Raw genomic sequence first — 24,873 nt, 5'->3', positions numbered from 1 at the left:
GCTATAACCCCAACGTTTCCGTCCATTCCGCCGCCTGCCGCGCGATCCATGCCGCCACGTTGCCATGAGGCATCAACGCGGATCCCGCGTAGACGCAATCATCGCCCAGCCCCGAACTCGCCAGCCGCCGCGGAACGACTTCCTTCGTAAAATATCCCTCGCTCAGGAACAGCGCCATGACCAGCACCCGCCCACCCGGACGCTCGACGGTCAGCTTCTTCAGCTTCTCTGGCACCTCGTTCGGTAGCAATAGCGCCGTCTCGTAGCCGGCATAGCCGCCGAGCTCCGCCGCCTTGCCCGCGACCGCCGCGAGCCCCTCGTCCCACGCTTGCCGGAAGCCGGCTTCTTCGCTACCGTGACCGACGAGCAATAGACTCTCCCGCGAAGGCTCAACGGACATGTCGCGCAACCGCTCCGCCACGATTCCGATTAACTCGGGAGCGTCGTCCATCGGACGGCCGTACGTCAGCGCCATGCCCTCCGGCACGCTTAACCTCTCTAGCTCCGTCTCCGTTCTCGGCCGCGCGTAAGCGCCGAGCGCCCAGCCGATCTCGTCCGCGTGCGTGCTGCCCGAAGAGACGAACAGCGGCACCGCGAGTACGTGCGTCGCGCCTTCGGCGGCCAACCGGTCGAGACCGTCCTGAATGAGCCTGCCTTCCACCAATTCGAGGAATGCGGCTTCGACCGCCAGGGCGCTCCCGGTCCGGGCGCGAACCGTCTCTATCGTCTCGTCGACGAGAGACACCCAGCCCGCGTCTCTGGAACCGTGACTGATGACAAGCAAGCCCGGCTTCATGGCATGAACGCGCCCCTTCCGTTAAGAATACTACCAACCGACAATATCATCACCTTCTCATGCTAGCGAAACGTAAAGCCAATGTCAACGCCGCGCCCGACGCATTCGGAAGATAGAAAAACCGCCAGACCGAAGGTCTGGCGGCATGGCGTCTAAAGGAGAATCGAACTACTTCTTGGCCAAGAACGCGTTAAGTTGTTTTTGTTTCTCGGCGAGAACTTTGCTCAAGCCGTTCTTTTCTTCATTCTTCTTGAACTCGGCTGCTTTGGAAGGATCGATCGCGCCCGTTTCGAGGCCTGCGATGTATTTTTTGCGAACGGTAACAAGCGCGGCGACTTGCGATTTAACCGGTTGAGCGTCGAACGTGAAGCCGAGAGCAGGGGACAATTTAGCGCCGTTGTTGAACTTTTTGAATTGCGCCCATTTGTCGGTGGCTTCCGTATTCCATACATAGTTCAGGAATTGGTTGCCGAACATCCAAGTCGCGCCCGGATTGTAGTTCGCCGAATTGGCAGCAGGCTTGATGACTTCTTTTGACGCTTTAGCATAGTGTTCGCCTTCGATACCGAAGTTGAGCAAGTTGTTCAAGTACTTGTCGGAGTGGAGCAGGTTAATGAACATCATCGCGCGAGCTGGATCCTTGGACGTCGTGGAAATCCCGAGCATCGAGCCTGCCGTTTCGCCCGTGGAGACAGTACGAGCGGTCATGTTGATTTGCTTCAGCTTCCCGGCCAGATTGGCAGCGATTGCGGTTTCGGCATCTTTACCTGGCTTCAAGGAAGCCGTAATCATGAACACGTTGCCTTTTTTCAACGCGTCTTGGCCGGACAATTGCGTCGTAGCCGCGTCTTTGTTGATGTAACCTTTCTTAAAGAAGGAACGGGTCAGTGCCAGTTGGTCCATGTATTGCTTGTCGTCGAACCGAGTAATGACTTTCGTGCTCGTGCCGTCTTTGCGGATCAAGCCTTCGATCGTCGTATCGCCGAGGAAGTCATGTTGCGCGAAGTAGTGAGCGTTGAAGTTGTCGCCGTCGCGAAGGAACAGCGGAGTCATGCTAGGCATTTTCGCTTTTACCGTCGCCAGAATCGGCTCCAGGTCTTTTACCGTTTTGACCGCGTTCAGCTTAGCCGTCAGGCCGAGCTTGTCGGCGATGTCTTTACGGTAGATCACGCCGCCTTGGGCCGCCAATTCTTTGTTCGTCGGAACGGCGTAGTTATGGCCGTTGACTTTGGAGCCTTTCAGGTACGCGGGGTCGAGCGACTTGGTGATGTCTTTGCCGTATTGCGCCAGCAGGTTGCCCGCAGGGCCTTTCGCGTCGTCGACGGCAAGGAACACTTTCTTCGCGACGTCGTTGGCGTGGCCGTTCCATTGCGCCGTGAAGATGATATCCATCGGCTCGCGGCTTGCTTTGAGCAAGTTCATTTTGCTGTCCCATTGGCCCCAATCGATCGGTTGCAGATCGACCGTCGCGTTGATTTTCGGCTTCAGGTACTCGTTGATTTTCTCCTCGATCTTCGCTTCGTCTTTAGCCGGAGAGCCCGGGTAGTAGAACGAAAGCTTGTATTCCGGAAGCGAGGTAGCCGCGTTAACCGAAATCGTCGGAAGGACCAGAGAGAGTCCCAGAACGACGGCCAAACTTGTCTTGATCCGTTTACTGCCTTTTAACATGCGATATTGCCTCCCTTTTCAGATAGGTGCCAATGTATACTCAACCGGCCGGTAACCGGATAGAGCCGTTCGTAATCTCGAGGCCGCGCGGCCTCAGAAAGCTGGCTAACCTTTCACCGCTCCGACGGTCAAGCCTTTGACGAAGAAGCGCTGGAAGAACGGATAAGCGAAGACGATCGGTCCGATGCCGACGACGGCCATCGCCATCGTGACCGTTTCGGTCGGCATTTGGAAATCCGGGTTCTGGGCCAGAATCGCCGAGTAAGCCGTCGAGTTGGCGCTGAGGAACGTGATGTCCAGCAACGCTTTGTACATGCGGTATTGGATGCTGATCAAGCTGTCCTCGTTGATGAACAGCAAGCTCAGGAACCAATCGTTCCAATAGTTGAGCGTACAGAACAAGCCGACGGTAGCAAGAACGGGCAACGATAGCGGCAACACGATTTGGGAAAAGATTCGCCATTCGCCGGCACCGTCGATCTTGGCGGATTCCAGCAGCGCCGTCGGTACCGAGTTCGTGAAGAACGTCCTTAGGATCAAGACGAAGAACGGCTGCACGAGTAATGGAATCATGAGTATCCAGATCGTATCCCGGAGATGAAACGCTTGCGTATACGTCAAGTAGAAAGGAACCAATCCGCTGTTGAACAGCAAGGTGAAGAACATGAAGAACGAGAACGCCTTGCGGTGCTTGAAGTCTTGCCGGGAGATCGGGTATGCGTATAACGCCATCGTCATTAGCGCGAGTACCGTGCCGACTACCGTGACGAGGATCGATATGCCGTACGAGTTCAAGATGGCCTGCCAATCGCTAAGGAGGAAATCGTACGCCCCCCAGCTGAATTTCTCCGGCCAGAACTTATATCCGTTAACCAAGACGAGATTCTCGTCAGAGAACGATACGGCGATGACAAGGATTAGAGGCAGCACGCATAGCGCCGTATAGACCCAGAAGAAGCCGTTGATGACGAAGTTGGAAAAGTTGGAAATGTCGTTAACGCCTTTATTTTTTTTCGCTGTTACCGCAGCCATATGAATTCACTCCCCTTAGAACAATGCATCGTCTTTGCTGAATCTGCGGATAATCAAGTTCGACGCGAACACGAGCACGAATCCGACGACCGCTTGATACAATCCCGCCGCGGATGACATGCCGATATCGCCGCTGACAATGAAGCCTTGATAGACGTAAGTGTCGATAACAAGCGTCGTGTCGTACAGAACGCCCGAGTTGCGGGTCACTTGGAAGAACAAGCCGAAATCCGAGTAGAAAATGCGGCCGATCTGCAGAAGGGTCAAGATGATGATGACCGGCTTGATCAGCGGGATGGTGATGCTCCAGATTTGACGCCACTTGGAGGCGCCGTCTAACGTCGCGGCTTCGTAATACTCGTTATCGATGCCGATGATCGCCGCCAGGAAGATGACCGCGTAATACCCGATTCCTTTCCACGTATTCACTAGCGGGAGAATGTAAGGCCACCATTTCGTCTCCGTATACCAATCTATCGGGTTTAAGCCGAACCAAGGAAGGACGACTTTGTTGACGATGCCGATATCCGGATTCAGGAAGGCATATACCAAGTAAGCGATAACGACCATCGACAGGAAGTAGGGAAGAAACATCGTCGTTTGATGAAGCTTGGCCAATCTGCGACTCCTCATCGCGTTAAAGAGAAGAGCTAGCGTCACGCCGATGACCAAGTTAAGAATGATAAATACCGCATTGTATCCCAGCGTGTTCCTCGTGATCGTCCAAGCGTCGGTCGTGCTGAACAAATAGTCGAAGTTGTCCCAGCCGACCCACTTGCTGTCGAGGAAGCTTTGGATGAAGCTGTTCGACGTATATTCGATCTGCTTGAACGCGATCAACGACCCGAACATCGGGAGGTAATTGTTCATGAGCAATACGATCAACGCGGGCGCCATCATGATATAGAAGGTGCCGAATCTTTTCCAATAGCCTAGATTTTGTTTCGATTTCGTCTTGGGTTGCGTCGCCTTCGCGGCTACCGCCTCCGTCGCAGATGTCATCCCCATCACCATCCTTGATCTCTCTTGTAGGATCATTGTAATGGGTCGGGGCGACTGCGATCTATCTACTGCGGTGACCGACTTAGCACTTCTGTGACATTTTAGAAAACCTTTTCTTTGAGCCTCTCAGCGAAGAAAAAACGGCACTCTCGCGCCGTCTATTCTCCTTCCGTGCCTCTTAAGCCTTATACGTTCTGATGCTTCTTGCGGTATTCTTGCGGCGAAAATCCCGTCGTCTTCTTGAACAGCTTCGCGAAATACGAGAAGTGCGCGTATCCGACATCCTCCGCGATATTGCTGATCTTGTCGTTCGTCTCGACAAGGCATCGCTTGGCCTTCTCGATGCGCAATTGGGCGATGTAATCCGATAGGGAGAAACCCGTCTCTTTGCGGAACAGGCGCGATAAATAAGCGGGATTGCGATAGATCGAATGGGCGATGTCGTCCCGCGTCAGCTCCGTATGCAGGTTGTCTTGGATGAACGACTGCACCTTGGCGATAAGCGCCGACGTGTCGCGATGGCGTTCGGCGATCGCCTGCCCCATCTTGAGCACCGCCTTTACGGCCCATGCCATGAGCTGCGGCGCGGATCGCGGGATCAAAGCGTCCTTCAGCTCCTGCAAGGCGAACACGTCGTTGACGGAGAAGCCTTTGCGATAGGCGGCTTGGTACAGCATGTGCAGAACGCCGTATTGGAACAGCTCCAGCGCTTCGCGGCTTGCGGACTCGGCTTGCCAGTGCTTCAGCGTCTCATCGATTCGCAGGCCGAGTTCCTCGTGTCCGCCGTTGTCGAGCAGCATGCCCCAATCCGCGAACGAAGGTAGCACGATGCCCGTTCCGTTGCCGGCCGCCCCTTGCCCGGCGAACAAAGAATCCTGTACCGACTGCGGCGCGGAGACGTTCGCCCTCTCCATCTGCTGCAGCCGCTCTAGCGAACCGGACAGCTCCCCTATGGCGACCTCGTCGCCGACGTAACAACTCGCCCGGCAATGGAAATACTCGCCGCACGCCCGGACGTACTCCTCGCAGCGCTTCAGCAAGGCGGCCCGGTCGATCTTCTCTCCGTCCTTGAGGTACAGCAAAGCCATATTGAGCTCGTTGCGGTCCTGAAGCACCGTTCCCGGCCAATCGCCCAGTATCGTCTCCGCCGCCGCCTTCCTCAAGGCGTACTCCATGATGCTCTCGTCACGGGCGTCCAATTCCATGTCCCAATGCTCGATGCTGAGCAGGACGGGCAGCAGTCGGCCGTCCGCGTCCAGCGGAATGCCATAGTACTCGAACTCGCGATTGATTCGGTCGGGCGACAGCCGTACCCGATCCGCCAGCAGCTCCTGCCAGAATCGCTCGACGAGGATGGGCAGCTGGTTGGACCACTGCCTGCGGTTGGCGTCCAGCATCTCCTCGAACTTCATCCGTTCCCTTCTCATGCCGATCTCCGCGACGGCGCTCTTCACGATCGTCTTCAGCGCGTCGTGGTCGACCGGCTTCAGCACGTAATCGAAGCAGCCGTTGTGCAGCGCCTCTTGAGCGTAATCGAACCTGGCGTGCCCGGTAAGGAACACCGTCAGCGTCTGCGGCCGGTGCTCCTTGATCCAGCGAAGCAGCTCCAAGCCGTTCAAGCCGGGCATCTCGATGTCGGAGATGACGAGATCGATCGCTTGCTCCTTGAGCAGCCGGGTCGCTTGGTTTACGTCCTCGGCCTCCAGAATCGTATCGATCGGCAGGTCGCTCCAGTCGATGCCTTGCGTGATTCCCTTCAAGGCGTAGATTTCGTCGTCGACGACGAGCATTCTGACCATCGTAATCCCCCTTTTTATTTTTCTTCGACTTCGAATTTGTTCGGGCGCTGGATCGGCAGCCGGACCTTCACGATCGCCCCTTCGGCGTTCATGAACGTAATGCCGCCATCGTCCCCGTACAGCATTTTGAACCGTCGAAGAATGTTCCAGATGCCGAGATGGGCCTCTCCTTCGGTCTCGTAATGGACTCCGCTTTGCAAGTTTTCCAGGAATGGCTCGGGGAAGCCCGGACCGTTGTCCGAGATCGTCAGCACGATGAACCGCTCCGGCTCCTCTTCGTCGGCCGCGGATTGAATGCGGATGCGGAACGGCAGGCCGTCCTGAACCTTCTTGTAAAATCCGTGAATGACCGAATTCTCGACGAAAGGCTGCAGCAGCAGCGGCGACAACTGAACGGCCAGATGCTCGGGAAGCACCTCGATGTCGTACTCCAGCTTCGTGACGTAACGGATTTTCTGGATTTCCAAGTAGTGCTCGATGTGCTTGATTTCATCCTCGAGCGGCAGCACCGTTCGGTGGCCGAGCATGAGGAAGCGGAAATAATCGGCCAAGTGCAAGCTCAGCTTCTGCACCGACTTGAAGTCCTTCAGCGCGGCTAGGTTATAGACGATATTCAAGCTGTTCATGTAGAAATGCGGGTTGATCTGGATTTGCAGGTGCTTGTATTCCGCCTTCTGGACGCGGATCTGTTCCTCGTAGACGTCGATCTTGAGCTTCTCGATCTGTTCGGCCATCAAGTTGAACGTGCCCGACATAAAGGCGAACTCGCTGTTGTCCGTATTGACCGGCATCCGGATGTCGAACCGCCCTTGTCCAAGCTTGCGCATCCCGCGCACGAGATTGACGAGCGGCTTGAACATGACCCTCTGCAGGAACACCAAGTACAGCGTCAGGACGACGGCAACGATGAGCGGAATCCAGACGTAGAGCATCTTCTGGAAGAAGGGGAGGTTTTTCAAAATATACGTTTCCGGTATGACGATCATATAGTGGATGTCCGAGATGTACGAGGGTTGCGTGATGACCAGGTAATGATTCTTGTTCCACGTCGTCCGGCCTTGCTTCGTCATCTCGACGATCTCGCTGTGCACGATTGTTTCCTGCACGACCGGAAGAGGCGAGTTCGTCAGCGCGTTGCCGGCGGGGTCGACGACGAACGTTGCGCCGTCCGGGCCGACGTCGAAGTGGCTCACTTCCTCGTTCAGCCTATCGACCTGCACGAGCGCGCCGATGTAGATGCCGGAGTCCTCTACCGTTTTGATCAAATAGTTCGTGTCGTTCGGAATGGAGAAGCGCTCCCAGCGCCGCGTCTCTTCGGGAATGCCGCTTTTGGCGAGCTTCGTCGTGTAATCGAGCAGCGCCGACTGCACCTCCGCGAAGTGGAAGCTATACTGCGTGGAGAAAAACATATCGTCGTCCTTGCTCGAATAGACGAAGAACGTATCGACTTTATTGTAATAACCCGTGTCGAGGAGAAACCTTCTCGCCAGCTCCATCTTGACCATCGTATAGTCGGAATCGTCTTCCGCCAGAGATAGCGACTGAAGCGACTGGATATCCGGATCGGTTTTCATCCGGTACAAATAGCGCATCGTCTCCTGCAAAATGGCGTCATTGTTCTTCACTTGCTGAGCCATCAGGTTGTTGTAGTGCAGCGAGATTTGGTCGCGCACGACGTTCGTCGCGTAGACGTTGTTATAGATGAGGAATAGGACCATCGGGGCAATCAAGAGCAAAAAGCCGAATACGATCTTGAAACGTACGGATTGCCAATATTGCATCGTTTTCTCACCCTTGGAGCCAGTCTGCAAGCTTTTCGCTCCTAGCATACCTCAGGTCTATGAAAGCGGCAACAACTTCCGTCGCTTTCTAGAAAAACGTTTTCGTAAAATAGCAAGAATGGCTGTCATCGCAATAGTGCGAGGTAACTAGGGGGGCTAGTCCCTCTTTGGAGTGAGTTAATTCGTTGGTTTGGATCAGTAACTCGGGGTTGCTGACCCCTTTCAAGAGGGAGATAATTAGTTTGGATCAGTAACTCGGGCTCGCGGGGTTGCGGGGTTGCGGGGTTGCGGGGTTGCGGGGTTGCGGGGTTGCGGGGTTGCGGGGTTGCGGGGTTGCGGGGTTGCGGGGTTGCAACGCAAAAACCCGGTTCCCCATGGGAGAACCGGGTTCTCGAACGCGTCAACCTATTCGAATCATAAAGATTATTCCGTTTCGGTCTTCAGCTCGTTGCCGAAGCGTCCCAGACGCTCGAGCGATAACTTATAGCCGTCGTTACCGTAATTCAGGCATCTCTTCACGCGGGAGATCGTTGCCGTGCTCGCGCCCGTCTCGGTCTCGATTTGGTTGTATGTATGCCCCTTGCCCAACATTCTCGCCACTTCGAGCCGTTGAGACAACGATTGGATTTCGTTCACCGTGCACAAGTCGTCGAAAAACACGTAACACTCTTCGACGTTCTTCAAGGTCAGAATGGCCTCGAACAGTTGATCTATCGTCGGATCGTTCAGCTTCTTCAATTGCATGCGGCAGCATCCCTTCCTCTCGCCTATGCTTTCATTGTACTTCGTACCCGGCGAGACTTCAAGCTTCGCCGTATTCACGCATCGCAGAGGTAAAATGTCTCCGGGCGCGGGCATCCGTCCACGCCCGGGGGCGGTCGCCGTCATAAGCTGACAATAAAAAAGGGTGTGACTTCATGAACGAAACGGAAACGCCCGTCTGGAGCAATTGGACGTTCGGCAATAGCCCTATCGAATTTCCCGGGATCGAAGGCGCGCCCGCCGGTCCTCCCGCCGTCATAAATGCGACGACCGTCATTCCCGCGGGCGAGGTCGCGGTCGCGGCTCCGGCGAAGACCGGGATCTCGCTGCCGTTTAACCTCTCGAGCATTACGAGCATCTCCAACCTGAACGACCTGAAGGCGATGGTCGATCGAATGGGAGGCATCGAAGGCGTGCTGTCGACGATGGGCAAAGTACAGAAGTTCATGTCGACGATGCAGCAGATCGCCCCGATGATCAAGCTGTTCATAGGCAAAGGCGGCAAGACGGCGACGGCCAATAACGATTCCGTCTCCACGCGCAAGCGCCGGCGCAGGCGCAATCGCAATCGCAAGAGCAGTGCCCGGCGCACGACCGCCGCGAGAACGAGAACCGGCTCCGCTGCCAAGACGAAGAAGCAATAAACCGCAAACCGGCCTCAAGCGTTGCGCTTGAGGCCGGTTTGTTCGATTACCGCTTCGCTTGCCGCTCGTATTCCAGGAACGGATCCGGAATATCGATGACATGGGCTTCCGCGTCGCTGACTCCCGTATACAGGGAAGCCGTTCCGTCGCCGTTGCGGATGAGCCCCCCGCTGAAGATGACGTCCACGAGATCGGGCCGTTTCGCGGGTCCTTCCGGGAACAAGCCGCGGGTGGCGATCAGCTTGATCGGCGTATAGCGGCAATCCGCCGGGTTAAAGGCGAACACCATCGGGTAGTAGTGCCGAATGTTGTTGTCTTCCATCCAGGCGATATGACCGAGAACGCCGATCAAGCCGCCGTCCAGCAAATGCGCTTCGTTCGCTCCGCCCCATTCGTCGGGAAGGAATTGCGCCCGCAACAGCGTCGCTTCGTTGATCGTATCCTCGTTTAATTCCTCCAGCTTGCCGATCTCGGCGTAGCCGATCAGCGCTCTCGCGCCGTCGACCATCATCGGACGGGTGAACACGCCGATCCGGCCGTTTCCCAGCCCGATCAGCCGAATATCCTTCATCGTGAGCGGCCCTTTGGCGAATGGCACCAATTCGTCGATCGAGCCGCCCCGATAGAAGACGGTACACCAGGACGTGACGTAATGCGGGTCGTCGCCGTCGAAGTAAACCTCGACTCCGCCGAAGACGAGCTCGTCGCCGATGAACGCGACGAACGGGTCTTGAAGGGCGAACACGGGAGCGCCGTTGCGCGGCACCCATTCTCCTCTTCGTTCGACGAAAAACATGACCTCCGAGGATTCATTATCCCGATGCTCCACCCGGCCGGCGATAACCGGTTCGCCCCGATCGAAGAACGGGGCGCAGATGTTGTAGACGTCGCGGTCCCCCACGCCGGAGAACGTCAGCTTCCGCCCATGGGCTTCGGAGCCTTTCGCCATGAATTCGCTCAGCAACTGAACGCTCGACTTTGCCTGATCCGTGTAAGCAAGCATAGGTGTCCTCCAGCCCAAAGTGAGATGACGGCGTCCGAAAGCAAACCCGATTTAGTGGAGGAACAAGCTAAGTACGGAGTAGATCAACATCGCCAGCAAGCCGACGGCGGGAATCGTGATGACCCAAGTGACGACGATGCGGCCGGCCATGCTCCAATTGACGTTGGAGAACTTCTTGGCCGAACCGACCCCGAGAATCGAGGACGTAATGGCGTGCGTCGTGCTAACGGGAAAATGGGACAACGTCGCGCCTAGAATAACCGACGCCGATCCGAGGTCCGCGGAGAATCCGCTCATCGGATCGATCTTGAAGATTTTCGTGCCCATCGTCTTGATGATCTTCCAACCGCCGACGGACGTTCCGAGCGCCATAGCGAGCGCGGCGGAAAGTTTCACCCATAGAGGGATATCGAGCGTATCTTGAATGTCCGCCGTCACGAGCGCCAGCGTAATGATGCCCATCGCCTTCTGCGCGTCGTTCGTGCCGTGCGTGAACGATTGGAACGCCGCCGTCAACACTTGCCCGAACCGGAACATTTTGTTCACGTGGTGAGGACTGGAACGGGCGAACACCCGCTTCAAAATAAACATAATGCAGAAACCGAGAACGAACGCGATGATCGGCGAGAGAATCAGCCACTTCAGGATACCGATGAACCCCGAGTAATTAATCCCGTCCCAGCCTTCGGACGTGATCGCGGCGCCCGCAAGCGCGCCGATGATCGCATGCGAAGAGGAGGAAGGGATACCGAACCACCACGTGATCAAGTTCCAGACGATCGCGGCGAGCAGCGTCGCGATGACGACCGTCAGTCCGTGCTCCAGCTTGAACGGATCGGTAATCTTGCCCCCGATCGTCTTCGCGACCCCGGTGAACATGAGCGCTCCGACCAAGTTCATGCAAGAGGCTAGGATGATCGCCCACCGAGGCGTCAGGGCGCGCGTGGAAACGGATGTCGCGATGGCATTAGCCGTATCGTGAAATCCGTTAATGAAATCGAAGCCTAACGCCAAAATGACGATAAATACGACTAACCAGTGAGTATAATCCATTATATTCGTTTCCGTCCCCGCTTGCGCCGATCAAGAATTGCGCATGATTATGGATTGCAGCGTATTCGCGACATCTTCGCACGAGTCCGTCGTTTGCTCCAAGCGCTCGTAAATTTCCTTGTGCTTGATCAATTCGATCGGATCCTTCACGTTCTGGAACAGATGCTTGATGCCTTGGCGCATCAGCTCGTCCCCTTCGTTCTCGAGCTCGTTGAGCGTGACGCAGTGCGGTTGGATCGCAAGCAGCTTCTTCTGCGTGAGCAGATAGATCGCGGACTTGATCTCTAGGGCGCTGCGGCGCAAGCAATCGCCGAACTTGCGGATGAACGGATCGGATTTCGTGATCTGATACATTTCAAAACGGGAGGCGCACGCTTCGATTCCGTCGAGAACGTCGTCCAGCTTCTTGATGAGCTCCATAATATCCTCGCGCTCGATCGGCGTGATGAACGTCTTGTTCAGCTCGGTCAGGATAATATGGGTGCATTTGTCCCCTTTATGTTCGAATTCCTTCATTTCCTTCGCGAACGCCGTCGCATCGGGTAAATCCCCGTTTACCGCCGTCGCGAAACGATCGACAGTCTGAAGAATGATGTCCGCCATTTCCTCCAGCGTCTTAAAAAAGATGTCTTTTTTCCGGAACACGAATAGCCCTTCTTTCCCGAGTATGTAGCTGCTTATCGTTAACATTGCGCTAACCTAACGATAACGTCCCGTTAACTTATTTATTTTATCACAGGTCGGACGGGCTTTGTATAGCCCTAGACTCCGACCTTGTGACACTTTTTTTAAGTTTGACCTACAATCGGCAATGTTACTCCCTATTTCGAGGAATGTTTCCTTCAAGAAGTCGGGGAAACGTATTTCTCCAACTGCTTGGCGATGTAGGCGAGCGGGTACTCGAACGACAAATATTGCAGAAGCGCCAGGAGAATGACCGGCTTCGGCTCGTCGCTGTCGAATTCCGCCTCCAATAACGCGACCGCTTCTTCCAGCTCTTTCTTCCGATGGTTGGTGACCGTCAATTCTTGGATCGTCGTTCGCGCCGATCGCAGCATTTCCGCCCGAAGCTCCCCCGACGTCGCGCGAGAACACGATTCCCCCGCCTGCAGCAGTTCTTCCATGACCGCGCCGGGTACGACGGTTACCCGCTTGTTCGTACGAATGTCGTTGGCCAAGCTGTCGATCCTGTCCGCGATGAACGCCGACAAATCCCGGACGTTAAGAGGCTTGTTGTCGAACACGACCAAATGAATGAATTCCTTCGTAATCCCGTTTAAGACGCACACGAGCTCCCAGATGTTCGGTTCCAAATCCTTTCCCGCGTACTGCAGCAAGCCGTTCTTGCTGGATTCGATCAGGCCGGAGCGCATCCGATGCAGGTAGGGGCCGATCTTGCTCGACGTCGACGACAGCGTCTTGAATTCCCTCATGATGAACTTGTTCTCGAAGAAAAACTCGAAATTGCACTCGATTTCCCGGATGAAGGCGTCGCGCGGGTCGAGCGCCTTATCCCGGCGAATCGCGTCGAGCTTGTCGTGAAGCTTATTCACCTGCGTCAAATAGATCTCCAATAGGAGATCTTCTTTGGAAGGAAAAAACTTATATAACGAGCCTTTCGCGATCCGGCAATCGTCGGCGATCTCCTGAATGGAAGTCCCGTCGTAGCCCTTCTCGGAGAAAAACCTCATCGCCGATTCCATGATCGTTTGCTTGGCCATGCTCAATGGAATCCCTCGTTTCGAAAATCGTTTGACATCTTCCGGAAAATCGGTAAAATGGGGTTTACCGCTTCGTGACCAACCAGTTTTCTCGGAAACCGATAAGTCAATGATAGGTTTTTACGTCAGTCCCGTCAAGATCAGGGTCATTCGGAAAGGAACGTGTTCATGTCTACGACAACGGCTTCTCCGCCGACCGCCGCGGCACCTCAGGCGGAATTCTCGATCAAGTCCATTATCGCGCCTCTTCTCGCCGTCATCATCGGGATGATCATGGTCATTCTCGACAGCACCGTCGTTAACGTTGCCATTCCGAACTTGCAGGAATATTTCCATACGTCCCTCAATTCGATCCAATGGACGATTACCGGCTACACCCTCGCGCTGGCCGCCGTCATTCCTCTCGCCGGGTGGATGACCGACAAGTTCGGCTCCAAGCGCATCTTCCTGATCACGATCGCGTTGTTCACGCTCGGGTCCGTGCTGTGCGCCGCCGCCCAAACCGCCGAGCAGCTCGTCTTGTTCCGCGTCATCCAAGGGATCGGCGGCGGCATGGTGTCGCCGATCGGGATGGCGATGATCTTCAAGCTCGCTCCCGCCGACAAGCGCGGCTCCGTCATGGGCATGCTCGGCATCCCGATGCTGCTCGCGCCCGCCGCCGGACCGATTCTGTCCGGCTGGCTCATCGGCTTGTCTTCCTGGCACTGGATCTTCCTGATCAACTTGCCGATCGGCATCGCGGCGTTGATCGTCGGCGCGAAGTTCTTGCCGACCGGCGACCGCCAGAAGACGCCCGCGCTTGACGTGCTCGGCATGATTCTAGCCCCTATCGCTTTCTCGATGCTCGCATACGGCGTCAGCGAGAGCGGCAAAGGGTGGACGGAGACGTCGACGCTGACCGGCCTCGTCGTCGGCGGCATCGCGCTTCTCGTCTTCATCTTCGTCGAGCTTCGCAAGCAGCAACCGCTGCTCGAGCTTCGCGTATTCGGTTCCTCGGACTTCGTCCGCGGCGTCGTCCTGACTTGGTTCTCGCAGGTCGCGCTCATGGGCTCCATTCTTATGGTGCCGCTCTACTTGCAGAACGTTCTCCATTATACGCCATTGAAAAGCGGTCTGACGACCTTGCCGATGGCGATCGGCTCCGCGCTCTTCATGCCGATCGGCGGTCGCCTGTTCGACAAGATCGGCGCCCGCCCGCTCGCTTTCGTCGGCTTGGGCGTCATCTCCGGCGCGCTGTTCATCTTGTCCCAGATCGATACCGATACGACGAGATTCATGATCATGCTTCCGCTTGCCATGATGGGCATGGGCATGGGACTGTCGATGATGGCGCTGAACACGCACGTGTTGAACGCCGCGCCGCGCAAGCTCGTCAGCCGCGTCACGCCGCTGACGACGGCGAGCCAGCAAGTCATCATGTCGTTCGCCATCGCGGGAATGACGGGTTATCTCAGCTCCCGGATCACGCATCATCTGGCAGCAGGAGCCGAACCCGTCGCGGGCTCGACGGCCGCGTTCGGCGACACGTTCTTCCTGACCGCGAGCATCGCTTGCGTAGGCGTCGCGCTCAGTCTCATCCTTCGCAAGCCAAGACCGAAGGCAGAGCCGGTTACCGCCGACGCGTCGGGCAAGCCCGCCGCCGATGTCGATGCTTCCATGCTGATGGGGCACTGATTACGCACCCGCATTGCCATGCATCTCATCAGCCATACGACAAGGGACTGGCCGATCGTCGTCAATCGACGAATCGGCCAGTCCCTTTCGCGTAAGCTTTTTACCGTTATCGTTCGTCCGCGAGAGCCGCGACTTTCCGGAAAGCAGGCTTCGGCCGATGCCCGGCATCGAACAGAAACGGCCAATTTTTCCTGCCCCGTACCGGGAAATCGTCCAGCCAAGTATAATCGTCCGCCGCCCCCCAGAACGTAATCCCGGTAATGATGTCCCGGTATTCCTTGAACAATCGAAACATTTGAACGTATCTTTCTTCTTGCCGGGCGACCATCTCTTCGGTAGGCGCGGCCAAGTCCGTACGGCGGTCGTCCCAATCGAATACCGATACGTCCATCTCCGTAATCTGCAGCTTCAGCCCGAGCGACGCGTAACGTTCGATCGCTTGGCGAATCTCGTCCAAAGACGGCCGGGTCAAATTCCAATGCGCTTGCAGGCCGATGCCGTGGATCGGCGCGCCGCGGGCAAGCAAGTCTTCCGCCAGCTTGTAAATCTTCTCTCTCTTATCCGGATAACTCTCGTTATAGTCGTTGTAGAACAGCAAAGCGCTCGGGTCCGCCTCATGGGCGAATTCGAAGGCTTTCGCGATAAAATCCTCGCCCGCGATATCCAGCCACTTCGAAGGCCGCAGCAGCTTCGGCCCGTCGTCGGACACGGCTTCGTTCACGACGTCCCAACAATAGACGTCGTCGCGATACCGTTTCACGACGGTATCGATATGAGATTTCAGCCGCGACAGCAACGTCTCCCGGTCGGTCGGACGGCCCATCTTGTCCTGGAACAGCCAATCCGTCGTCTGGTTATGCCAGACGAGCGTATGGCCGCGTACCTTCATGCCGCGCGTCCGGGCGAAAGCGACGATCGAATCCGCATCGCCGAACGTATACTCGTCTTCCTTGGGATGCAATCTTTCGAACTTCATTTCGTTCTCGGCGGTTACGCTGTTATAGTGGCGCGCGATGAAGTCCCCCGCCCGGTCCAGCGTCCGCGGATTGACCGCCGCGCCGATATCGAAACAATCCCGGAATAGGTCATGCAGCTTCGGAAAGTTATCGTCGCTCATTACCCTTTGACTCCCCCGAGCGTCATGCCTTTAACGAAGTACTTTTGCAGGAACGGATACATGACGATCATCGGAACCGAAGCCACGATCGTCATCGTCGCTCGTACCGCGAGCGGCGTAACCGCGTTAGCGGCCGCATCTGGATTCGAGAACGCGCTTGCCGCCGATGAAGCGGCGCTTGAGTTCTGAAGAATTTTTTGAAGCTCGTATTGCAGCGTACTGAGATTGATATTCGACGAGTTGTACAAGAATACGTCGAACCAGGAGTTCCATTGATAGACCGCCGTGAACAACGCTACCGTCGCAAGAACGGGAAGGCAAAGCGGCAGGACGATGTTAAAGAACGTCCTGAAGTCTCCCGCTCCGTCGATTCTCCCGGACTCCAGGATGCTTTCCGGAAGTCCGTCGATGAAAGATCGGATAAGAATGAGGTTGAAGACGCCGATCAAGCCCGGCCAAATATAAACCCAGAAGCTGTCGACCAAGCCCAAATCGCGAATGTTCAAATAGTTCGGGATAAGCCCCGGGTTAATGTACGCGGTCAGGACGAAAGCGATCGTGATGAACTTCCGCAGCACGAAGTCTTGCCGACTGATCGTATACGCGACCATTGCCGAACAGAATACGGTCGTTACCGAACCGACGATCAAGCGAAGAATCGAGATCAACGTCGCATGGAATATCGTCGATTGGTTAAACACGTATTTGTAGTTTTCAAGCGATAAGTCTCTTGGCCATATATAGATGCCGCCCCTGATCGAATCCATTGCCCGGTTCAACGATAACGCGAGCGTGTTCAAAAAAGGATACAAGGTGACGAGCATCAGCAAGCAAAGGAAAGTAATATTTAAGGTGTCGAAAATTCGGTCTCCTATCGAAGCGTTCCTGCGGGAAAGCTTCTTGGGCGCGGTTCCTGCGGCTAAATTTGTCATCCGGTAATCCTCCTTTAGAACAGTCTGCTCTCGCCTGCGCGCTTCGCGATACTATTCGCGATGAACAGCAAGACAATGCTGACGAGACTTTTGAACATACCTGCCGCGACAGCCAGGGAAAAGTTGCTTTGGTTAATACCGTACGTCAGAACGAATATGTCAATGTTCTCGGAATAGTCGATGTTCATACCGTTTTTAAGCAGGTATTGCGCCTCGAATCCCGATTCCATCAAATTACCGATGTTCAATATAAGCAAGACGACGATAACCGACTTGATACCCGGCAACGTAACGTTCCACATCCGTCTGAACCGTCCCGCTCCATCCATTTCCGCCGCTTCGTACTGCGAGGGATCGATCGTTGCCATCGCGGCCAAGTACACGATCGTATTCCACCCGAGGTCTTTCCACACGGTCCCAAGCCCCAATATGGTCCAGAAATCTTTCGGAATGCCAAGGAACAATAATTCTTGGCCTTTCTCGATCATGCCCAATTTAATCATCAACACATTGATAATGCCATCCGGCGCGAGCGTCGTTTGAATAATTCCCGCGGCGACGACCCAAGAAAGGAAGTGCGGCATATAGGTAACCGTCTGCACGACGCGCTTAAACACCATTCCGCGCAATTCGTTGAGCAAGAGCGCGAGGGTAATCGCGGTAACGAAGCCAAGAACGAGATTGATTCCGCTTTGCGCAAGCGTATTTCTTAACACTCGCAAAAACCGATCGTCGTGAAACAGAAACTTAAATTGATCAAAACCGACCCATTCTTGTTCCGAGAAGCTTTTGGCCGGTTTGTATTTTTGAAAGGCTGTCGTCCATCCCCATAGCGGCAAATATTTGAAAAGAAAGAGCCATATGAGAAAAGGAACGGACATCAAGACGAGCATCCGTTGTTGCACGAGTTTCTTGAAGAAAAGCTTCAGTCCCGTCGGCTTTTGATTAGGCGTCATGGAAGACGTTGCAGATTCGATGTTGCTCTCCATATTCATTCTCCTTCCGAACGGTCCTTACTAACGGAATAAGCGAAAGGCGGCTTGTGCGAGCCAACAGCACGTATAGCCGGCCTTTCGCTTATTACTTATCATCGATTACTTGGCAGCTTCGATAGCGGCTTTAATTTGTTCCGTGTACCATTTTTCATATCCGGCCGTGTCAAGCTTGCCGAATGCGGCTACATATTCGCCCCATACTTTTTCGAAGTCGGCCGGTTTCGCCAGCACGAGCTTCGGATAGTACTTCTTCGTAACTTCGTCTTTCGTCGTTTCCCAAATTTGTTCGGCGGAGCCTTGCGCTTTCGGAATCCCCCAAGCCGGGTACCATGGACGGTTGTCCGGTTTAGCGAAGAGCTCGGAGTACGTTTTGACGCCGTATTTGTCGAGAATCGTTTTGTCCGCGTCCGTCAAACGCATTTGGAATACTTCCGGTTGGTAGAGAGGCGCGAGCGCGTTGCCGTCGGACAACGTGGAGTTCGTGCCGTATTGCGGCCAATCCCATGCGTAGTATCTGAAGCCGAAGCTCAAGTTGAACGGCTCGTCGATTTTCTTGATTTGCTCGGCCGTACGGTAGAAGCGGCCTTTGTCGTCCACTTCGTACGTTTCGCCTTTGATGCCCCAGCTTCTAAGAACTTGGTTCTCTTCTTTCAGCAGGGTATCCCAGTATTCCATGATACGTTCCGGATCTTTCGCGCTTACGCTGATGCCGATACCGCGGTTCTTAACGAATCCCGCAGGATCGAGAAGCTGGTCTTTATCGCCATCCCACGTGAGCGGCATCGGGAAGTATACGAAATCGTCTTGAGTCGGATCCTGTCTTGCGGCGTCTATCAACAGGTTGCGGGCATTGCCCGATTGCCAGCCGTAGTCGAAGAACCCGACGACTTTTTTGGAAGAGAGCTTCGCGATATATTGGTCGTAGTTGTCTACGAAGGAAGCTTTGTCGAACAGACCTTTGGAATTAAGATCGTTCAATTTTTGCAACCAACGCTTCGTGGAGTCGGTCGTGTAATACGTTTTGGCTTCGAACGTCGTCATGTCGACTTCGACGTTACCGTCGTTCGGATAACCGTCCAGGTGCATCGGCACGTTGGAGGTCGCGAAGAATCTCCAGTCATGCGTCAAGGTAATGAGTCCGGTCAAATCTTCGTCTTTATGTTTGGCTACGAAGTCTTCGATCAGTTTCGTATATTCATCCAACGTTTTGATCTTCGGATAACCCGCTTCTTTCAACACGCGGCGTTGAACCCAGAAAGCGCCTTGGTTGATTTCAGGGTCAGGCGTATACTCGCCGACTTGGCTGGAGAACGGGATGAAGTAAATGTTGCCGTCCGCCGCTTTCATTTGGTTGAGATAAGGACCGTATACGCGCTTAATGTTCGGGTATTTCTCGATCAGGTCATTCAATGGAATAAATGCGCCGGCGTCAAGAAGCTGGTCGATACCGGCATCCGGGTTGATAACGTCCGGATAGTTGTTGGAAGCGATCATCGTACCGATTTTCGCTTTCAGTTCTCCCACCAAGTGTTCCATCTTGAAGTTGACGCCGGTTTGATCTTCGAGAACTTTACCGATCGTCGTCTCGTTCGTGTTCACGTCCGGCGCATTAGCTACGCCGTTGAAGTATGAGAAAGTCACTTTGTCTTTCGGCGCCTCCGAAGGCGAAGCGCTTTCCGATGCTGCAGGACTGCTGCCGGCTGCGCTTGGCGACGCGTTGTTCCCGTTATTCTCTTTCGAACAAGCAGCGGTGAACACCAGGACTGCGGCCATGCAAGTTAAAAATAATTTCTTTGCCAATCGATTCGAGCCCCTTTCGAAAACCTTCTCGTTTTTGTAAGCACTTTCAGTATAAAGTCGCCGAAGGGCTTTGTTTACCCAATAAACTATAGTCCGTTCTTTGAAAAGCATAGCGATATTCGATTTAGGCGACCGGTATGCGAAGACAGATCGTCGTCCCCTTGCCCGACGCGCTGTCGATCGTAAAGCCGAATTTGTCGCCATAGATCAGTTTCAGCCGATAGATAACGTTCTGCACGCCGATTCTCTCCCCGATCGCCTCGTCGCTCTCCAAGTAAGCGTAAATCCGTTTCACTTTCTCCTCGTCCATGCCGGCGCCGTCGTCGGAAACCCGGAAGACGAGCTCGTCCCCTTGCCGTTCGATGCGCACTTCTATCCGGCCTCCGCCTTTGTTCGGTTCGATGCCGTGAATGCTGGCGTTCTCCACGAACGGCACGAAAGACATCTTCGGCACGATGCAGCCTTCGGCTTCCGGATCCATGTACAGGTCGTAAACCAGCTTATCCTCGAACCGGTATTTCTGGATTTCGAGGAAGCAGACGATAAACTCCATCTCCTCGCTGGCCGTTACCCGGTCTTTGTTCCACCTGAGCGACGTACGGAAGATTTTCGCCATATTGTGGATGATCTTCGCCGTTTCCGTCTCGTCCTTGATCAAGCTGCGCATCCGAATCGTCTCCAAGGCATTAAACAGAAAATGCGGATTGATCTGGCTTTGCAGCGCGTTCAGCTGCGCCTGGCGGCGTTCGAGCTCGAGCGACTTCTTCTGGATGTCCGCGACGTAAACGTCGTCGATGAGGCTCTTTACCTGCAGCGTCATCCGGTTGAACTCGCTCGTCAATTGGCCGATTTCGTCGACGTGTTCCTTGTGGTCGATCGTGTCGAAGTGCTGGTTTTTCACTTTCTTCATATGCCGGAGAATGCGGATGAGACGCACGTTAAGCGATCTCGTGATCCAGAGGATGATCAACGTCGGAATGACGATGTTGATGCAAGTCACGTATACGATGAATTTCCTCGATTTGCGGACTTCGAGCAACACTTCTTCTTCCGATATCGTAGCGACGATCCGCCAGCCTTCCAAGTAATTCACGTTCTGGTACGTCTTCTCGATCTGGATGGCGTCCGAAGGAAACTCGAGCGTCCGGTAGTCGGGCGAATCTTTCCGCCAATCGACTTCGGGGTCCGTCGTATATTCGACCTTGCCCGAGGCGTCGATCAGATAGATATGGCCTTGAAGGTTGAGATTCTTGAACACTTGCTGCAGGGACGTCGATTTTAATTCGATTTTCAGTATTTTCTCGTACTTGTTTCTCGACGACGTGTAATAGTCCATTCTTCTTACGATGCTGAACGTATCCCGGACTTCCTTGAACTCGTAGGCGTCTTCCTTGGCCGTCCGAACGAATACGGGATGGGCGGAGCCGCTCTCTTCGAGCGCGCGGTACCATTCCGATTGCTTGACTTCTTTCGTTAGATCTCCGATGCCTCCGGAATGGAGCATAGTCGGGTTGTCGATATAGATTTTGATGTTCTGGACCGAATTATAAGCGGGCGTATAGCTATTTAGGATCCTGCGGAAATAAGAATCGTAGGCAGCGATGTAGTCCGCCGGAGCCTCGTACTCTTCCTCCAGGATTTCGTTCAAGTTGTAATCGGTGTAGAACACGGTCGACAAGGCCAACGCGTCGTCGATCTTCGCCCGGAATTCGTTCTTGATCTGCTCGACCGCAAGGGAGATGTCCGTCATTCGCTGGTTCTTCACGTTTTTCGTCGTTACTTGGTAGAAAATCGCGTTCGTGAGCACGAGCGGAGCGAATACGCACACCGCATAGAGAACGAGCATCTTGTTCCGCAAGCGAACGTTGTTGAAATTCAGTTTCCGCATGTCCCGGCATTCCCCTTTATCGGCGATGATCGCTACCGCAATTTATTGCGGTATTCCGTCGGCGTCATATGTTCGATTTTCTCGAATTGGGTTACGAAATAATCCGCGTTGCTGAAGCCGACCCTCTCGGCGATCTCATAGATCCGCATGTCCGCCGATTGCCGCAGCAGCTTCTTCGCTTCGTTCACGCGGATATGCAGCAAGAAGTCGTTAAAGTAAACGCCGTACGTCTTCTTGAACAGCTGTCCGAGATATACGGGATTGATGAAAAACAGCGCGGCTATGCTCTTCAGGCTGATGTTGCTCGAATAGTTCGTTTCGATGTAGGCGCGAATTTTATTGATTCCGCCCTTCATCTGCGCCTTTCGCAATTCCGCTATGAAGTTCTGGCTCTCTTCGACGAACGCCTCGAACAGCCTCTTGATTTCGCCGATCGACAAGTTCAGATCGTGCCATTCGACGATCGGCGCCAGGGAAGCGAGAGTCCGTTCGTCTCCGTCCATCCCGCGGATCGTCTTCGTCACGCCGAGCACGCATTGATGAATGTTCATCTTGACCGCTTCCGGCGCGTACCGTTTGTCGCGGAACTCGCGGAACCATCCTTCGACGGTCGCCTTCACCTCGTCCGTCCGCTGCTCTTCGAGTTGCTCGATGAACCGGTTTAACCTTTCCGGGTCGATGCCGAAATCGTTCAACCGGTCCGATTTGACCTTGTCGTAGACGACGATGCGGCTATCGTCGTGGACGAATTTGTACAACAGCGCTTCTTTGGCGGTGGCGTACGAATACCGGATATCCGACAAGTAGCCGGCCGGAGACCCGACGAAGAGAAAGACCCCTTCTCCGGCCCTGTCGACGAGCTCCATCCTGAGCTTCGCGGCGAAAGGTTCCATTTCCCCTCCGAAGCCCTCGAGATCGCGGTCGGACAGCAAGATGCCGATCCGGTTGCGATGCTCGTGCACGTGGATCGTCCGATCGTCGTCGCTTATCGCGGCCAGCGCCTGATGGACGAATTCCTTGAACCGAGCATGGGAGATTCGCTCACCGGAAGATTTCCACGAATAATTATCGTTCAGCTCCGCGAATAGATAGAATAGCCTGTCGCCCGGACGCAGCAGCATGCGCCGCTCCCACTTCGCGACCGCTTCCTCGTCCGCTTCGCCGAGAATGATCGAATCGATCATGGCTCCTGTCGACAGCCGGTCGTTCCGCTCCCGGTTCTCCCGGTCGCGGCGAAGCCGGTCGTTCAACTGGCGAAGCGCCGCTTCGAATTCGACCTCGTCGATCGGCTTGAGAATAAAATCGTGAACGCCGTAACGAACCGCTTGTTGGGCATAAGCGAAATCGTTATATCCGCTTACGATAATGAACGCCGGGCTGAAGTCGAGCTCCAACGCGACGCGCCGGATAAGCTCCAATCCGTCGAGCACGGGCATTCGTATGTCGGTGATGACCAGGTCGGGCTTGACTCGCCCGATGAGCTCGAGGGCATCCTCGCCGTTATCGGCTTCATCGACGATTTCGAAGCCGCAGGCCGGCCAGTCGATCAGCTTCATCAACCCTTTGCGGGTAAAAATTTCGTCGTCCACTAGAATGGCGCGATGCAGGCGCATTCATTCATCCTCCCGTTCCGAGCCGTGGATCATCCCATCCAGGCTCGATCTATAGCGTATTATAGCAGGATTTTCGTGAATTTCTTCGAAAACGGTTTATTGGAATTAATCCAAGCAAGAACGCCTCCGGCATCGTAAAGAAAACGAAGAATCGCCGGTTTATGGCTCTCGAACCGTTTACCAAGTTTCGCTGCTTTGATTTTTACATTTTCGTCGCCACGCGATGCTAAATCCGCGAATCCGCTCATTCCGCCGAAATAACGTCGCCACGCGATGCTAAATCCGCGAATCCGCTCATTCCGCCGAAATAACGTCGTCACGCGATGCTAAATCCGCGAATCCGCTCATTCCGCCGAAATAACGTCGTCACGCGATTCTAAATCCGCGAATCCGCTCATTCCGCCGAAATAACGTCGCCACGCGATGCTAAATCCGCGAATCCGCTCATTCCGCCGAAATAACGTCGCCACGCGATGCTAAATCCGCGAATCGTTACTACTAACATGCTCAGAGTCGCCGTAGGGCACAGTAGGTAGAGTTAGCCGACACATCTTTAGGTCTCCGCAGTCAGAGTGACCTAAACAGTAACCAAAAATTGCCACTACCCTCGCAAGCTTTGCGGAGACGATTTAGAAATGGATAAGCATAAAACTTATAATAATAACGGTGATGTTCGGGCATTTTCTCGGGAAGGCACGGAAGTAACGATGTGATTTCCCGAATTGCAACAAATCCATCTACCAGTACGAAATGCCATTTTGGATGGGGAATGTATCTGTTTTGACTCAACCGCGTCTATGACCACTCCACCTAAAGCCTGGTGGGACGATGCAATGGCGCGATTTAATACAAAGAACTCGAAAGCCGTTCAAGCAGCAGCACAATCTATGAAGGCCCATTTTCCGATCTGGGACGTGCTTATGTTCGATGATAAGCCGCTCTTATGCAAACGCGGAGCAGTTGTTTCAATATACCAAAGATAACGGGCTTGAGGGAACGGTGAACTACAACGGAACGATCGGGCCAAAGTCATACTATTACATGGATGCCCGCCCGGACAACGTATGGGTGAAAACGAAGAATTACCAGCATGCAGTTTGTCAGATCAGCGCGATCCGGAAAGGGAAATTCGGATGGGGATTAATGATTGATGGGCGTTACGTAGGTGTATTAGAATTTCCCCCATCGGCTTCAGAGAAGAAAGCATTTTTCAATGTGGCCAAACAAATTATTCGTGGAGAAAACAAAGAATGGATTCAATTGGATCCACTTTTGAGCTGTAAAATTAAATATCAATGCCTAACGAAGAAGGGGTTGTTACGTTCTCCCGTTTTTGAAGGATTCGCGATTTGAGGGGCCAGTGAATAAACGAAAAGGACATGTGCATTTGGATTCCTCTCCAGTTATAAAAATCCCCACCTTGTAGACTGTTAGGTGCTTCGGCACTTATCTACTAAGTGGGGATTTAATTTAGTTACGAATAATGCCATTTGATGAAATTCAGCGAACCGAAAATGCTAATTCACCATTTCTTATCTTTTATTCTAGATTTATTTTTTGGGCAACCTCTATGAGATAATCAAGGTTCAATGT

21 protein-coding genes are annotated in these 24,873 nt (G+C 54.2%); 4 read left to right on the top strand and 17 right to left on the bottom strand.

Annotated features, from left to right (window positions below; all coding sequences use genetic code 11):
- Position 1 precedes the first annotated feature (1 nt).
- The 7 genes from ACFPPD_RS19390 to ACFPPD_RS19360 form a co-directional block, all read right to left on the bottom strand.
- A complete protein-coding gene (locus ACFPPD_RS19390; RefSeq protein WP_209747980.1) occupies positions 2 to 796 on the bottom strand; it encodes a sirohydrochlorin chelatase in 795 nt (264 codons plus the stop codon).
- 168 nt (positions 797 to 964) lie between these two features.
- The gene (locus ACFPPD_RS19385; RefSeq protein WP_209747978.1) at positions 965 to 2,464 is read right to left on the bottom strand and encodes an ABC transporter substrate-binding protein; all 1,500 of its coding nucleotides are present in this window, start codon (positions 2,462 to 2,464) and stop codon (positions 965 to 967) included.
- Between the two features lie 105 nt (positions 2,465 to 2,569).
- Entirely contained in the window at positions 2,570 to 3,496 is a 927-nt protein-coding gene (locus ACFPPD_RS19380) for a carbohydrate ABC transporter permease (RefSeq protein ID WP_209747977.1), read from the bottom strand.
- 15 nt (positions 3,497 to 3,511) lie between these two features.
- Positions 3,512 to 4,498 carry an ABC transporter permease gene (locus ACFPPD_RS19375; protein WP_209747974.1) on the bottom strand — a complete coding sequence of 329 codons (987 nt, stop codon included), beginning with the start codon at positions 4,496 to 4,498 and terminating at the stop codon, positions 3,512 to 3,514.
- A gap of 185 nt (positions 4,499 to 4,683) precedes the next feature.
- Positions 4,684 to 6,297: a response regulator gene (locus ACFPPD_RS19370; protein WP_209747971.1), complete on the bottom strand. Its 1,614-nt coding sequence runs from the start codon at positions 6,295 to 6,297 to the stop codon at positions 4,684 to 4,686.
- Between the two features lie 14 nt (positions 6,298 to 6,311).
- Positions 6,312 to 8,078, bottom strand: coding sequence for a cache domain-containing sensor histidine kinase (locus ACFPPD_RS19365; protein WP_209747969.1), 1,767 nt, complete (start codon positions 8,076 to 8,078; stop codon positions 6,312 to 6,314).
- A 423-nt stretch (positions 8,079 to 8,501) separates the two neighbouring features.
- Complete coding sequence (locus ACFPPD_RS19360) at positions 8,502 to 8,822, bottom strand: YerC/YecD family TrpR-related protein (protein WP_209747967.1); 321 nt, start codon at positions 8,820 to 8,822, stop codon at positions 8,502 to 8,504.
- 173 nt (positions 8,823 to 8,995) lie between these two features.
- On the opposite strand from ACFPPD_RS19360, the gene ACFPPD_RS19355 reads away from it, so the two are divergent.
- Positions 8,996 to 9,484 (top strand): aminotransferase, encoded by a 489-nt coding sequence (locus ACFPPD_RS19355; protein WP_209747965.1) that lies wholly within the window; start codon positions 8,996 to 8,998, stop codon positions 9,482 to 9,484.
- A 46-nt stretch (positions 9,485 to 9,530) separates the two neighbouring features.
- Here the strand turns inward: ACFPPD_RS19355 and ACFPPD_RS19350 are convergent, their stop codons facing one another.
- The 4 genes from ACFPPD_RS19350 to ACFPPD_RS19335 all read right to left on the bottom strand — a co-directional run bounded on the left by ACFPPD_RS19350 (position 9,531) and on the right by ACFPPD_RS19335 (position 13,261).
- On the bottom strand, positions 9,531 to 10,487 hold the full coding sequence (locus ACFPPD_RS19350; protein ID WP_209747963.1) for a DUF1861 family protein: 957 nt from the start codon (positions 10,485 to 10,487) through the stop codon (positions 9,531 to 9,533).
- 51 nt (positions 10,488 to 10,538) lie between these two features.
- Positions 10,539 to 11,540, bottom strand: a complete 1,002-nt coding sequence (locus ACFPPD_RS19345; RefSeq protein WP_209747961.1) for an inorganic phosphate transporter — start codon at positions 11,538 to 11,540, stop codon at positions 10,539 to 10,541.
- Between the two features lie 30 nt (positions 11,541 to 11,570).
- Positions 11,571 to 12,185, bottom strand: coding sequence for a DUF47 domain-containing protein (locus tag ACFPPD_RS19340; protein WP_378082938.1), 615 nt, complete (start codon positions 12,183 to 12,185; stop codon positions 11,571 to 11,573).
- 197 nt (positions 12,186 to 12,382) lie between these two features.
- Positions 12,383 to 13,261 carry a TetR/AcrR family transcriptional regulator gene (locus ACFPPD_RS19335; protein WP_378082972.1) on the bottom strand — a complete coding sequence of 293 codons (879 nt, stop codon included), beginning with the start codon at positions 13,259 to 13,261 and terminating at the stop codon, positions 12,383 to 12,385.
- 168 nt (positions 13,262 to 13,429) lie between these two features.
- Here ACFPPD_RS19335 and ACFPPD_RS19330 point away from each other — a divergent pair, with 168 nt between their 5' ends.
- Positions 13,430 to 14,935 carry a DHA2 family efflux MFS transporter permease subunit gene (locus tag ACFPPD_RS19330; RefSeq protein ID WP_209747954.1) on the top strand — a complete coding sequence of 502 codons (1,506 nt, stop codon included), beginning with the start codon at positions 13,430 to 13,432 and terminating at the stop codon, positions 14,933 to 14,935.
- A gap of 106 nt (positions 14,936 to 15,041) precedes the next feature.
- Here ACFPPD_RS19330 and ACFPPD_RS19325 read toward each other — a convergent pair whose 3' ends face one another.
- The 6 genes from ACFPPD_RS19325 to ACFPPD_RS19300 all read right to left on the bottom strand — a co-directional run bounded on the left by ACFPPD_RS19325 (position 15,042) and on the right by ACFPPD_RS19300 (position 23,280).
- Positions 15,042 to 16,052: an endo-1,4-beta-xylanase gene (locus ACFPPD_RS19325; RefSeq protein WP_209747953.1), complete on the bottom strand. Its 1,011-nt coding sequence runs from the start codon at positions 16,050 to 16,052 to the stop codon at positions 15,042 to 15,044.
- Positions 16,052 to 16,984, bottom strand: a complete 933-nt coding sequence (locus ACFPPD_RS19320) for a carbohydrate ABC transporter permease (protein ID WP_209747950.1) — start codon at positions 16,982 to 16,984, stop codon at positions 16,052 to 16,054. The genes ACFPPD_RS19325 and ACFPPD_RS19320 overlap by 1 nt, the downstream gene beginning before the upstream one ends.
- Positions 16,985 to 16,998: 14 nt before the next feature.
- A complete protein-coding gene (locus tag ACFPPD_RS19315) occupies positions 16,999 to 17,940 on the bottom strand; it encodes an ABC transporter permease (protein WP_378082969.1) in 942 nt (313 codons plus the stop codon).
- Between the two features lie 138 nt (positions 17,941 to 18,078).
- The gene (locus ACFPPD_RS19310; protein WP_209747946.1) at positions 18,079 to 19,779 is read right to left on the bottom strand and encodes a type 2 periplasmic-binding domain-containing protein; all 1,701 of its coding nucleotides are present in this window, start codon (positions 19,777 to 19,779) and stop codon (positions 18,079 to 18,081) included.
- A gap of 124 nt (positions 19,780 to 19,903) precedes the next feature.
- On the bottom strand, positions 19,904 to 21,667 hold the full coding sequence (locus tag ACFPPD_RS19305; protein ID WP_209747944.1) for a cache domain-containing sensor histidine kinase: 1,764 nt from the start codon (positions 21,665 to 21,667) through the stop codon (positions 19,904 to 19,906).
- A 32-nt stretch (positions 21,668 to 21,699) separates the two neighbouring features.
- Positions 21,700 to 23,280 (bottom strand): response regulator, encoded by a 1,581-nt coding sequence (locus tag ACFPPD_RS19300; protein ID WP_209747942.1) that lies wholly within the window; start codon positions 23,278 to 23,280, stop codon positions 21,700 to 21,702.
- A 797-nt stretch (positions 23,281 to 24,077) separates the two neighbouring features.
- On the opposite strand from ACFPPD_RS19300, the gene ACFPPD_RS19295 reads away from it, so the two are divergent.
- Positions 24,078 to 24,263, top strand: coding sequence for a hypothetical protein (locus ACFPPD_RS19295; protein WP_378082968.1), 186 nt, complete (start codon positions 24,078 to 24,080; stop codon positions 24,261 to 24,263).
- Positions 24,208 to 24,633 carry a hypothetical protein gene (locus ACFPPD_RS19290; RefSeq protein WP_209748067.1) on the top strand — a complete coding sequence of 142 codons (426 nt, stop codon included), beginning with the start codon at positions 24,208 to 24,210 and terminating at the stop codon, positions 24,631 to 24,633. Before ACFPPD_RS19295 ends, ACFPPD_RS19290 begins: the two co-directional genes overlap by 56 nt.
- Positions 24,634 to 24,873 lie beyond the last annotated feature (240 nt).

The sequence above is a fragment of the Cohnella suwonensis genome (assembly GCF_042655365.1).
Lineage (GTDB): Bacteria > Bacillota > Bacilli > Paenibacillales > Paenibacillaceae > Cohnella > Cohnella suwonensis.
Note: the sequence above shows the minus strand (reverse complement) of the source record. Positions and strands in the feature narration are given on the sequence as shown.

Coding starts and splice junctions, on each gene's coding strand:
- ACFPPD_RS19345 (WP_209747961.1), bottom strand. CDS start 11,540: ATGGATTATACTCACTGGTTAGTCGTATTTATCGTCATTTTGGCGTTA.
- ACFPPD_RS19350 (WP_209747963.1), bottom strand. CDS start 10,487: ATGCTTGCTTACACGGATCAGGCAAAGTCGAGCGTTCAGTTGCTGAGC.
- ACFPPD_RS19380 (WP_209747977.1), bottom strand. CDS start 3,496: ATGGCTGCGGTAACAGCGAAAAAAAATAAAGGCGTTAACGACATTTCC.
- ACFPPD_RS19355 (WP_209747965.1), top strand. CDS start 8,996: ATGAACGAAACGGAAACGCCCGTCTGGAGCAATTGGACGTTCGGCAAT.
- ACFPPD_RS19360 (WP_209747967.1), bottom strand. CDS start 8,822: ATGCAATTGAAGAAGCTGAACGATCCGACGATAGATCAACTGTTCGAG.
- ACFPPD_RS19330 (WP_209747954.1), top strand. CDS start 13,430: ATGTCTACGACAACGGCTTCTCCGCCGACCGCCGCGGCACCTCAGGCG.
- ACFPPD_RS19315 (WP_378082969.1), bottom strand. CDS start 17,940: ATGACGCCTAATCAAAAGCCGACGGGACTGAAGCTTTTCTTCAAGAAA.
- ACFPPD_RS19385 (WP_209747978.1), bottom strand. CDS start 2,464: ATGTTAAAAGGCAGTAAACGGATCAAGACAAGTTTGGCCGTCGTTCTG.
- ACFPPD_RS19320 (WP_209747950.1), bottom strand. CDS start 16,984: ATGACAAATTTAGCCGCAGGAACCGCGCCCAAGAAGCTTTCCCGCAGG.
- ACFPPD_RS19300 (WP_209747942.1), bottom strand. CDS start 23,280: ATGCGCCTGCATCGCGCCATTCTAGTGGACGACGAAATTTTTACCCGC.
- ACFPPD_RS19305 (WP_209747944.1), bottom strand. CDS start 21,667: ATGCGGAAACTGAATTTCAACAACGTTCGCTTGCGGAACAAGATGCTC.
- ACFPPD_RS19390 (WP_209747980.1), bottom strand. CDS start 796: ATGAAGCCGGGCTTGCTTGTCATCAGTCACGGTTCCAGAGACGCGGGC.
- ACFPPD_RS19290 (WP_209748067.1), top strand. CDS start 24,208: ATGATAAGCCGCTCTTATGCAAACGCGGAGCAGTTGTTTCAATATACC.
- ACFPPD_RS19295 (WP_378082968.1), top strand. CDS start 24,078: ATGACCACTCCACCTAAAGCCTGGTGGGACGATGCAATGGCGCGATTT.
- ACFPPD_RS19375 (WP_209747974.1), bottom strand. CDS start 4,498: ATGACATCTGCGACGGAGGCGGTAGCCGCGAAGGCGACGCAACCCAAG.
- ACFPPD_RS19370 (WP_209747971.1), bottom strand. CDS start 6,297: ATGGTCAGAATGCTCGTCGTCGACGACGAAATCTACGCCTTGAAGGGA.
- ACFPPD_RS19365 (WP_209747969.1), bottom strand. CDS start 8,078: ATGCAATATTGGCAATCCGTACGTTTCAAGATCGTATTCGGCTTTTTG.
- ACFPPD_RS19335 (WP_378082972.1), bottom strand. CDS start 13,261: ATGGCCAAGCAAACGATCATGGAATCGGCGATGAGGTTTTTCTCCGAG.
- ACFPPD_RS19325 (WP_209747953.1), bottom strand. CDS start 16,052: ATGAGCGACGATAACTTTCCGAAGCTGCATGACCTATTCCGGGATTGT.